The organism is Novosphingobium sp. B-7 (genome assembly GCF_000410615.1).
Taxonomy (GTDB): Bacteria; Pseudomonadota; Alphaproteobacteria; order Sphingomonadales; family Sphingomonadaceae; genus Novosphingobium; species Novosphingobium capsulatum.
The window spans coordinates 1-9,821 of sequence record NZ_APCQ01000707.1; the positions used below are offsets into that span (position 1 = coordinate 1).

The 9,821-nt window shown below is 61.4% G+C and carries 4 protein-coding genes and 2 pseudogenes; 3 read left to right on the forward strand and 3 right to left on the reverse strand.

Annotated features, from left to right (window positions below; all coding sequences use genetic code 11):
- Positions 1-288 (reverse strand): annotated as a pseudogene (locus H926_RS26175) (hypothetical protein); the annotation flags it as partial.
- A 696-nt stretch (positions 289-984) separates the two neighbouring features.
- Between H926_RS26175 and H926_RS26180 the strand changes: the two are divergent.
- Positions 985-3,528, forward strand: a complete 2,544-nt coding sequence (locus tag H926_RS26180; RefSeq protein ID WP_022675771.1) for a TonB-dependent receptor — start codon at positions 985-987, stop codon at positions 3,526-3,528.
- A gap of 96 nt (positions 3,529-3,624) precedes the next feature.
- Here H926_RS26180 and H926_RS26185 read toward each other — a convergent pair whose 3' ends face one another.
- Positions 3,625-5,076 (reverse strand): sulfotransferase, encoded by a 1,452-nt coding sequence (locus H926_RS26185; protein WP_022675772.1) that lies wholly within the window; start codon positions 5,074-5,076, stop codon positions 3,625-3,627.
- A gap of 569 nt (positions 5,077-5,645) precedes the next feature.
- On the opposite strand from H926_RS26185, the pseudogene H926_RS26190 reads away from it, so the two are divergent.
- Positions 5,646-7,006 (forward strand): annotated as a pseudogene (locus H926_RS26190) (IS3 family transposase); the annotation flags it as partial.
- Positions 7,007-7,044: 38 nt separating this feature from the next.
- Here H926_RS26190 and H926_RS0107660 read toward each other — a convergent pair.
- Complete coding sequence (locus H926_RS0107660) at positions 7,045-7,977, reverse strand: NAD(P)/FAD-dependent oxidoreductase (protein WP_022675775.1); 933 nt, start codon at positions 7,975-7,977, stop codon at positions 7,045-7,047.
- A gap of 484 nt (positions 7,978-8,461) precedes the next feature.
- Here H926_RS0107660 and H926_RS0107665 point away from each other — a divergent pair, with 484 nt between their 5' ends.
- Positions 8,462-9,724: an MFS transporter gene (locus H926_RS0107665; protein ID WP_043608482.1), complete on the forward strand. Its 1,263-nt coding sequence runs from the start codon at positions 8,462-8,464 to the stop codon at positions 9,722-9,724.
- Positions 9,725-9,821: the final 97 nt, after the last annotated feature.

Here is a 9,821-nt window from a genome sequence, read left to right on the forward strand (position 1 = left end):
TACCAGTTCCAGCGTGTTGACTTCGCCGGTGGTGATCGGCGTTCCGGCATCGCCGCCGTAGACGCGGCTGTCGTAGAGTTCGGCGCCAAGCCTCAGCCGTCCGGTCCGATACTCGCCCGTTACGATCGTCCGGATGCTGACAAGATCGTCGGACTCGTTGAAGCCCGCTCGTGGCTGTCCGTCTATCACTTCGTATCGAAGGCGCGTGCTGCCACCGAGGCTGAGCCCGTCTTCGGCGAAGGCGGGAGTTGGAACAAGCAACAGGATCGAAAGAGAAATACGCTTCAAGCAAACCTCCTCATCCCCGCATGAGCGAAGACCAAAAGGCAACGCTTGAGCGCACGCTGCGCTTAGCCGGGAGGTCGCATCGCCCCGGTGGAATCAGCCTAGGTGGGTCGAGGGGCAGGCGCAAGCGAGTTGAATTTCGCGCCGTTAAATGGCAGCTTTGGGCGCAAAGCGGTCTCGCTGGCTCCTAGCTAGTCCGCGCACGCGCTGTTTATTCGAGTTGGGCAATGCGTTCGGTGCAAATGGTCTCGACAATTGCCTCCAGCCCCTCGACGCGGCTCCGCTTCGGATTGCCCCGATACGTCAGCGTCGAAGCATGATGCGGCCGTCGGCATACCCGCGGCTGGCGCACGACAGGAACTGATTCGAGCATCGTGCACAATCGGATATGGCCCGTTCACGGCCCGTCGCCACGCCGTCGGACCAGCGTATTTCCATGATTCCCCATCAGCCCGCCAAGGCCCCGAGGACCGAGATTAATCTCTATATTTACAGTGAGATATGCGCATGTCCCTTAGTCGGACCAGAGCGCGCATACGGTCCCGTGAGCGCCGTCACATAAATAACATAATGACAATCGTCATTTTATCTGCAAAGAGCCCGGCAGATAAAAGAAAACAGCCGTCACGTAAACTTGGTTCAGGGCGTGACACTCCTCAGGCGGGACGAGATGGAAGCATCGATAGAGGGAGAATAACGGTGATCAAGCAGCACGCGTTCGCGACGCGCCGTCGCAAGGCAATCCTCGGTACGACCGGTTGCATGATGGCCCTGACGGCCGTCCTGTATGCCGCCCCGGCCGTGGCGCAGGACGCAGAACAGGCGTCCGAGCAATCGGGCGACGGCGACATCATCGTGACGGCCAGCCGCCGCGAAGAAAGAGTCACCGATCTCCCGTTCAATATCTCTGCCTACGGCGGCGAACAGCTCGAGCGCGCCAACATCAGCAACATCGCGTCGCTCACGCGCCAGGTTCCCAACTTCAATATCATCGACGCCGGCGCGCGCACCGCGGCAGCCCAGATTCCGATTATCCGTGGGCTAAACGCGTCGCAGACGACCTCCAACGCTGCGCGCTATTTCCAGTCACCTGTCGGCTTCTACCTCGGCAACGCGCCCGTCACCGGGTCGCTGCCCCTCTACGATCTGTCGCGGGTAGAAGTCCTTCGCGGTCCGCAGGGCACGCTCTATGGCGCGGGCTCGCTGTCGGGTGCGGTCCGCGTGGTGCCGACCGAGCCCAGGCTCGGCGAAGTCAGCGGATCGGTGACCGGCTCGGTCGGCAAGCTTTCTCACTCGAAAGATCCCTCCTATGCCTTCGGCGGGATCGTGAACCTGCCCGTCGGCGACACGATCGCGATCCGCCTTGTCGCGAGACAGGAGCGCCAGGGCGGTTTTATCGATGCACGCGACGTGCTGAAGCGCCAGGGCGATAGCTATATCAACGGCGCGCCCGTTCTGGCGGACTCAACCGATGTCGCGAACAGCCCGGGGGTCTATTTCAACAAGAAGGATTATAACTACGCCGATACCACGTTCGCGCGTGCCGCGATCCGCTGGGAACCGACCGACGACTTCTCGGTAGGAATCGCTTATAACTTTGCCAAGTCCAAGGGCGTCGGCGGCAATATCGACAACGACAGCTTCGAAGGCGGTGCCTCACCGCTCGATCCCCGCATTCAACTCGAACCCACGGGTGAGTATGAGCGGTCGATCCCGATGCTGGAGCCTTGGAAGCGGCAGACGGAACTGGCGTCGCTCGATGCGAGCTACGACCTCGGCTTCGCCACTGTCTCGGCGACGGTTGCCTATGGCAAGACCCGCGGGCGCTCGTCCAACGATTCCACGGTCAGCCTGCTCGGTTCGCCCTTTGGTTTCTTCTACACCGGCGCGCCCGCCAATCCGCGAGCCGTCATTCCGGTCGCCAACAACGACCGCGACCGGTCGTGGACCGAGGAATTGCGGATCGTTTCGAAGGAAGGCGGCTTTATCGACTATACTGCGGGCGTATTCCTGCAGCAGCAGCGGCGCAAGATCGACCTGTTCGTCTATGCGCCCGGCGCCAGCGAGCAGAGCTTCGCCGCGGGTGGAAGCCGGACGCCGATCTATCACGGCTTTTTCGGCGAACCGGATGCAACCTATATCCCGACGCTCAGCGACGGGCTCGCCTACAGCCAGGTCACCTCGCAGCGGTTCCGCGAGGTATCCTTCTTCGGCGACATCACCCTTCATCTCACCGACGCCTGGTCGGTCACCGGCGGTGCGCGTGTCTTCAAGCAGAAATTCTCGTCCAACCAGGATTTGCTCATCACCCTGTTCGCGCCTCCCGGATCGCCCGAGGTCGACGGCGTCGGCGTGTCGCTTATCAATTCGGCCAGTTCGACCAAGGGAACCGACCAGATTTTCAAGGTGAACACCTCGTATAAGCTGGGCGGGAACGGACAGGTCTATGCGACTTTCTCGCAGGGCTTCCGTCGCGGCGGCGCAAACACCTTCTCGACCCCCGCGATCAACCCGATCATCTTCGAGCCCGACGCGCTGGTCGTCTACAAACCCGACCGCACCAACAATTTCGAGGTGGGCATCAAGGGATCGATGGCGCGCATCTACTATTCACTGAGCGCTTTCTATGTCGACTGGAAGAATCCGCAGATCGACCTGCAGACCCCCTACAACCTCTTCCCGGCGGTCGTGAATGGCGCGTCGGCCGAATCCAAGGGGTTCGAAATGGAGCTTTCGGGACCGGTCATGGACGGGCTGAGCTTCAATCTGGGCCTCGCCTATGCGCGGGCACGCCTCAGCAAGGACTTCGGCCTGCCCGCGGGCGATGGCGCCGGCAGTGAGGTGCCGAACGCCATCAGGGGCGTCAAGGGCGACCAATTGCCGGGCGCGCCCGACTGGAGCGGTGCAGGGTCGCTGACCTATACGCACGCGGCCGGAAAGGGTGAGATGACCTATAATCTCGGCTTCGATTTCCGCAGCGGAACATGGAACCAGCTCAAGAGCCAGAGCGCCAACACGCCTGCCAGCAAGCAGTCGGGCTATATCATGTTCAACGGCAGCATCGGCTATGCGATCGATGACTGGAACATCGAGCTTTACGGCACGAACCTGCTCGACAAGCGGGCGGTCTATGCGGCGAACCTGCGCACCCTCAACTCGATCGCAACGCTCGGGAACTGGGGCAATGCCTATTCGGTCTCGCGCCCGCGCGAAGTCGGGATCCGCCTGACCAAAAACTGGTAGTGGCAAATGCTGCCACGATCGGCTCGGAGGCTACGGCAGGCAGAGCCCCCTTTTGGCGGCTATCCTACGAACGGCGCGCGTCGAACGCGCGCCGTCCTATCTTTCCTCCGGACCGTTTCGCGCCCTGAACGGATCGATACCTCCGGCCTCCAGCAGGTCGAGCAAGGGCCGGAGATGCCGCTCATAATTGCGCCACCGGCCGGCGGCCGTCCGGTAGATGGGGCGACGAATCTGGGCGGCGCTGGCGGTAGCGGACGCCGTCTTGTTCCTTTCGATCCGCACCATCGCATCGTCCCATGCGATACCCATGTGCCCGGCGATCTTGCGACCGTTCCTTTCCGGCTCGCTGACGACATTCTCATAAGCGACCTCCAGCAATTGCGGACCGAGCACCTTTCGCCAATGATCAAGCAACTCGCTGTAGGCGAAATAATAGGCTGCAAGATCACCGAACGAATAGCTGAACGGGTACGCACTTCCGAAAAGCGTCGAATACATGGCGAACAGATTATCCGCGGGCGCGCGATTGACGAGCAGGGTCCGGGCGCAAGGCAAGGTGAGCCGGACCGCACCGGCATAGAGATAGTTGAACGGCAGCTTTTCGAGGATGATGTCACCTGCAGCGGGCGAGCCCGCGCGTCGCGCATAGCCTGCCAGCACGCGCGCGCCATTCGCCCCGGCGACGCGCTCGAAGACATCGGCCCCGGTCGCCGCCGCACCTTCACCCAGCGCTCCGAGCAGATTATCGGTTTCGCCATTGCTCCGCGCGCGCGGACTACCAGTCAGTATGCGTTCGATCATCGTCGTGCCAGAGCGCGGCAACCCGACGATGAAGCCATAGGCGGGAGGGGTCAGCCCGGGCGCCAGCGCAAGGCGTCCGGCATCGAAGCTCTCGATGATCCGTCGCAGCTTCGCGACGTCGTCGGCAACCTCATAGCTGAGCGTCTGCCTTCGCACTGTCGCGCCGCAAGAGAAATGGTGGAAAGCGGCATCATAGTCGCCAAGGTCTTCATATTCCTTCCCCAGCGCATAGTGCAAAGAGATGATTGCCGGCGGAGCTGGCGCCCGTTCCAGCATGCCCTGCAAGGCTTCGACATGATTGCGATCCACGGTCTGGGTACGAAGCACCGACCGGAGCAGCGCCGCCTCATACGCTCCCGGCGACAGACGCAGCGCCTGGTCGCAGGCAGCTTCCGCCGCCTCGAGCTGGCCGATCGTCCGTTCACCGGCTGCCAGGTTATACCAGGCGAGCGGATCGTCCGGCCGTGCGTCGACCACCCTGGCATAGCAGTCACGCGACAGCTGGTGCGCACCCGCCGCGAACGCCGCGAAACCAAGGGCCTCATCGTCCTCGGCGGTTCCAGCCGGCATGGCAGCGAGCCGATCGAGCAGCGCGGCGGCCTCGCCATGACGGCCGAGCGCGCACAGCGTCTGCACCGCGATCGCATGCTCCTTCGATGCGCAGCGCCGCGCGCGCGCCTGGTCGAGGTGTGCAGTGAGGGTCGCTTCCAGCTCGGCCTGCCTCGGATGCCCGCCGACACTCGTCATGATCGGCGTTCCATAAGAACTATTCGGGGCGGAGGGCCGACGCGTGCGCAAGCTTGAGCCGAAGCGGTATATTGCCGTGAAATCGCCGCCTTCGTTTTATCCATACGCTTGTCTTCTAAATTAATGTCATGGTGACGACAAGGCTTTGAAGCGGTGTTGGTGCAACCGATCGATATGCCTCAACCTGATAATGTGACGAGCGCGTGCGCGGCGCTCACCACAAAGTCCTGGCATTCGCGGCTACGCGTGGGTCGTCCGGGCGTGGTGGGCAACGGGCATCGCGCGCTTGCACGACGGCGAATTAAAGCTGGGTGTCACCGCGCGAGCGCCCTACGATCGATCAACGCAGCTTTGGAGACCTTCACAATCGATGACCAATTCTACCCCCGATGCACCCCCGCCGCGCGACATCAGCTCGGCCGATGAACGGCGGCTCGCGGTGCGCGACGCCGCAAGGCGGGTGATTGCCCGCGAGGGATTCGACTGTCCGCCGTCAGCGCCCATGGCACAGATTTGAGGTTGTGATTTAAGGAGGATCTGGGCTTCGTCGTAGTGACGAAGGAACGAAGATGAAGCCCAAATCCTCCTTGAAAAAATCGGGGCCGAAGGCCCCTGCCGAGCGGGTGGTGAAAGACATACGGCGTGCGACGCGCCGGCACTTCTCTGCGGAGGACAAAATCAGGATCGTGCTGGAAGGCCTGCGCGGCGAGGACAGCATCGCCGAGTTGTGCCGCAAGGAAGGCATCGCGCAGAGCTTGTACTACACCTGGTCGAAGGAGTTCATGGAAGCGGGCAAGCGCCGCCTGGCCGGCGACACCGCGCGTGCCGCGACCACCGGCGAGGTGCAGGGCTTGCGCCGCGAAGCCCGCGCCTTGAAGGAATGCGTGGCCGATTTGACGCTCGAAAACCGCCTGCTCAAAAAAAGCATGATTGCGGATGGGGGCGACGACGAATGAGGTATCCCGCATCCGAGAAGCTCGAGATCATCAGGATCGTCGAGCAGTCACATCTGCCGGCCAAACGCACGCTGGACCAGCTCGGCATCGCTCGCCGGACCTTCTATCGGTGGTACGACCGCTACCTCGAAGGCGGGCCGGAGGGGCTGGAAGATCGGCCATCGGCGCCAAGCCGGGCGTGGAATCGCATCGGTGATGACATCCGGAACCAGATCGTCGAGATGGCGCTGGAGACGACAGAACTATCCCCTCGAGAACTGGCGGGGCGCTTCACCGACGAGAAGCGCTACTTCGTGTCGGAAGCCACGGTTTACCGCCTGCTCAAGGCCCATGATCTTATCACCAGCCCGGCCTATGTCGTGATCAAGGCCGCCGATGCGTTCCACACCAAGACCACCCGACCGAACGAGATGTGGCAGACCGATTTTACCTACTTCAAGATCATCGGGTGGGGCTGGCTGTATCTGTCGACCGTGCGCGACGACTTCTCGCGCTACATGATCGCCTGGAAGCTGTGCACCAACATGCGCGCCGAAGACGTGACCGACACCCTGGACCTCGCCCTGGCGACTTCCGGCTGCGACAGCGCCACGGTGCTGCACAAGCCCCGGCTGCTCAGCGACAATGGTCCGAGCTACATCGCGGGCGAACTGGCCGAATATATCGACGCCAACAAGATGACCCATGTCCGCGGTGCCCCGATGCACCCGCAGACCCAGGGCAAGATCGAGCGCTGGCACCAGACCCTCAAGAACCGCATCCTGCTCGAAAACTACTTCCTGCCCGGTGACCTTCAGGCCCAGATCGAGGTCTTCGTCGAGCACTATAATCACCGCCGATACCATGAAAGCCTCGGCAACGTGACGCCCGCCGACGCCTACTTCGGCAGGGCGCCGGCCATCATCAAACAGCGTGAAAGGATCAAACGACAGACCATCGAACATCGGCGCTTGCCGCACCGCATGCTCGCCGCTTACCATCAACCCCCAGACGAGGCCCGCACACCGCTAATTTACGCCGCGAGTTGTGCCGAATGTTCTGACGACGGACAGACCGGACGATCGAGATAGAAATAAGCGAGCGCGAGGCGCGTGTGGTCGAAGTCCGATAGAAAAGCCTTCGCCCGCTCGAACATCGCAGGTGTAAGGCGCGCGGCAACATTCGGCGTGGTGCACAGGATCACGTGCCCCGCCCCTATCGTCCGCCCGTCGGCCAGCTTGGCGCCCGTCACCGCATCGCCGGTCGTCAGAAGCTCGCTCACTTCGGCATTCAGCATAACCGGAACCAATTCGGCCAGCTTCCGCGGAAGCGCGCGATTCCCGCCACGAAAACCGTAGTGTTTGGGTTGCTTGAGGTTGCTACGGAACAGCCGGATCGCGTCGAAGAGGCTGGTGTGTTCCAGCGCGGTTCCCGCGTTCCCGTAACACATCGGACGGACGATGAAGTCCATGAACTTCTCGCCGGCCCAGGCGAAGCCCTCCGCAGCGGTGATATCGTCATATTCCTCGATGCAGCGATCGAGGCCGTAAGTTGGAAATGCTTTGCCCATCGTCGAATACTGAAGGGTTGCGCGCGCCAGATCGGCAGAACCACGGACGCCTAGAGCGCGCACCAAGTCCGTTTCGCTACTGATGACGCGCGACTTTCCCTTCTTGTCGATATATTGGACAATCTCCGGGCCCTCCTCGATCAGCTCGCTCGTCATCCCGATCTCGTCGAGCAGTTTCGAAGCCTGGCTGTAGGTTGACAGGAAATATTGCTGGCCGACCTCGACAATGTCGCCATTTCTTTCGCGCGTCATGATACGCCCGCCGACATAGTCCGATGCCTCGAGTACGACCACACTCCGCCCGGCTTTCTGGACTTCGTAGGCGGTAGCGAGGCCTGTTATACCGCCCCCGACAACTACCACATCGGCTTGGGTGACATCGGAAACGATAGGCATGTTACTCTCCTCGAATGCCGGACGTCGAAAAGCTACGTCGGCAGGGGTGACTGCATGTTTGCATTTTACGTAACACGGGTATTTATAAAAGCAAGGCAGTTGATGACAGCCGGCTGATCTCCGCGCATCGGCTCTGAAAAGCCGGCTCACGATCGGGCTGAAGGAAGGGGCTGGCAACAGGCAGGATTGCCAGCGATGCAGGTCGTCGGCGACCAGTTACCGGTTGCGCAATTCTGACGTCGCATTATCATGACATGCGACGTGTAATTTCTCACGCGGCCTCTGGCGCTCGATGGCTCCCCGATGCGAGCGGAGTGAAAGCGAGCCGGGTCACAGAAATGCCATGTGTCCCGACCCGTAAAAAGCGATCCCTTCTATTGTCACACTTTCATTCGGTGACCGGTCCAATGCCTCGAACCGATCCGTCGGCAACAAACGGGCTTCCCGACTGGCGGGCTATCCGGCGACGCGGAGGTACATAAGAATGCAAACCCGATCCGGTACCGCACACGACAGCCGCACAGTTCCGGACAAATCCCGCTGGGGCGTGGCCGCTATCCTCTTTTTCGGTCTCGCGTGCCTCTTCGGAATTGCTCTGTTCGGATTCATTATCCTCGCGCAGCCGATGGCGCACGAGCGCGGATGGTCGGCCGCCCAGACCGGCGCTCTCGTTTCCGCGATGTGGCTGGCTTCGCCGCTCGCGCTGTTCTGCGCGCCGATCATCGAACGCGTCGGGGCACGGCGGCTGTTCGTGGCAGGTCTCGTAATTCTTGCCATAGCCTTTGGCTCGGTCGTTCTCGTATCAAGCTTCTGGCAACTTTACTTGTTGCGGCTTGCCATGGGAGTCGGGAAGACCCTGTGCGCGGTTTCAGTTCCGGTCATTGTGACGCGGCACTTTTCCGAGCGCTTCGGGACGGCGATGGCGATCGTGTGGAGCGGCGGTGCCGTCGGCGGCCTGGCCTTTTCACCCCTTACGGAGTTTCTTATCTCTCATCTAGGTTGGCGCGGGACAACGCTTGTTCTCGCTTGCCTGCTCTTGGTGGCGGCGCTGACCGTCTCCCTCAATCGCGATTCTTCCCCGACCGACCGCCTCGTTGCCGGGGGATCAACGGACGTGGCAAGTATCAGCGCTCCTGGCGGCGAAGCTCGGGAGAACGGTCACATCGGATGGAAGGAGATCGTTGCAATCGATTGGGTCGTGGCGAGTCCGATGATCTTGGCGGTCATTATTCAGGGCATGGGCGCTATCATCCTGACATCGCAATTGCCGGTGTTGATGGTGAGCGTTGGTCACACCCCCGCCTTGGCGGCGACGATTCTGGGACTCAGCGCGGCCGGGGCGGTGGCGGGCAATCTGATAACAGGTTGGATGCTCGACCGGTACAGGACATTCTGGGCCAGCCTTGTCTTTGGAGCATCCTTGTTCCTTGGCCTTGCGGGGTTCTGGCTCGTCGGATCGAATGCACCTCTGGCGATCATTGGCGGGCTGATCCTCGGCAGCGCGGTGGGGGCTGCGGAAATCCTCTATATCATCACGGTAAAGCGTCAGTTCGGGACGCGACTTTATGCCGTGACTTATGGAGCATGGAGCTTCTCCTATCAGCTTGGCTATGCCCTTGGCGGCGGCGCAGGAGGATATATCTACGAGGAAGCTGGCGGCAACGCTTTGCTGCTGTTGATCGGCTGCCTGTATGTACCGGCATTTGTCGTCGCGGCTCTTCTCAAAGAACGGCGCGCGGAGGACTAGTTGGGGCCTCTCCGTCTGCGGGGCCAACAGCATGGTGCCACAATCGAGACATTTGACTAATATAATAACTCCTGTAATGGCTCTGTTGCAAAGATTG

Coding starts and splice junctions, on each gene's coding strand:
- H926_RS0107660 (WP_022675775.1), bottom strand. CDS start 7,977: ATGCCTATCGTTTCCGATGTCACCCAAGCCGATGTGGTAGTTGTCGGG.
- H926_RS26185 (WP_022675772.1), bottom strand. CDS start 5,076: ATGACGAGTGTCGGCGGGCATCCGAGGCAGGCCGAGCTGGAAGCGACC.
- H926_RS0107665 (WP_043608482.1), top strand. CDS start 8,462: ATGCAAACCCGATCCGGTACCGCACACGACAGCCGCACAGTTCCGGAC.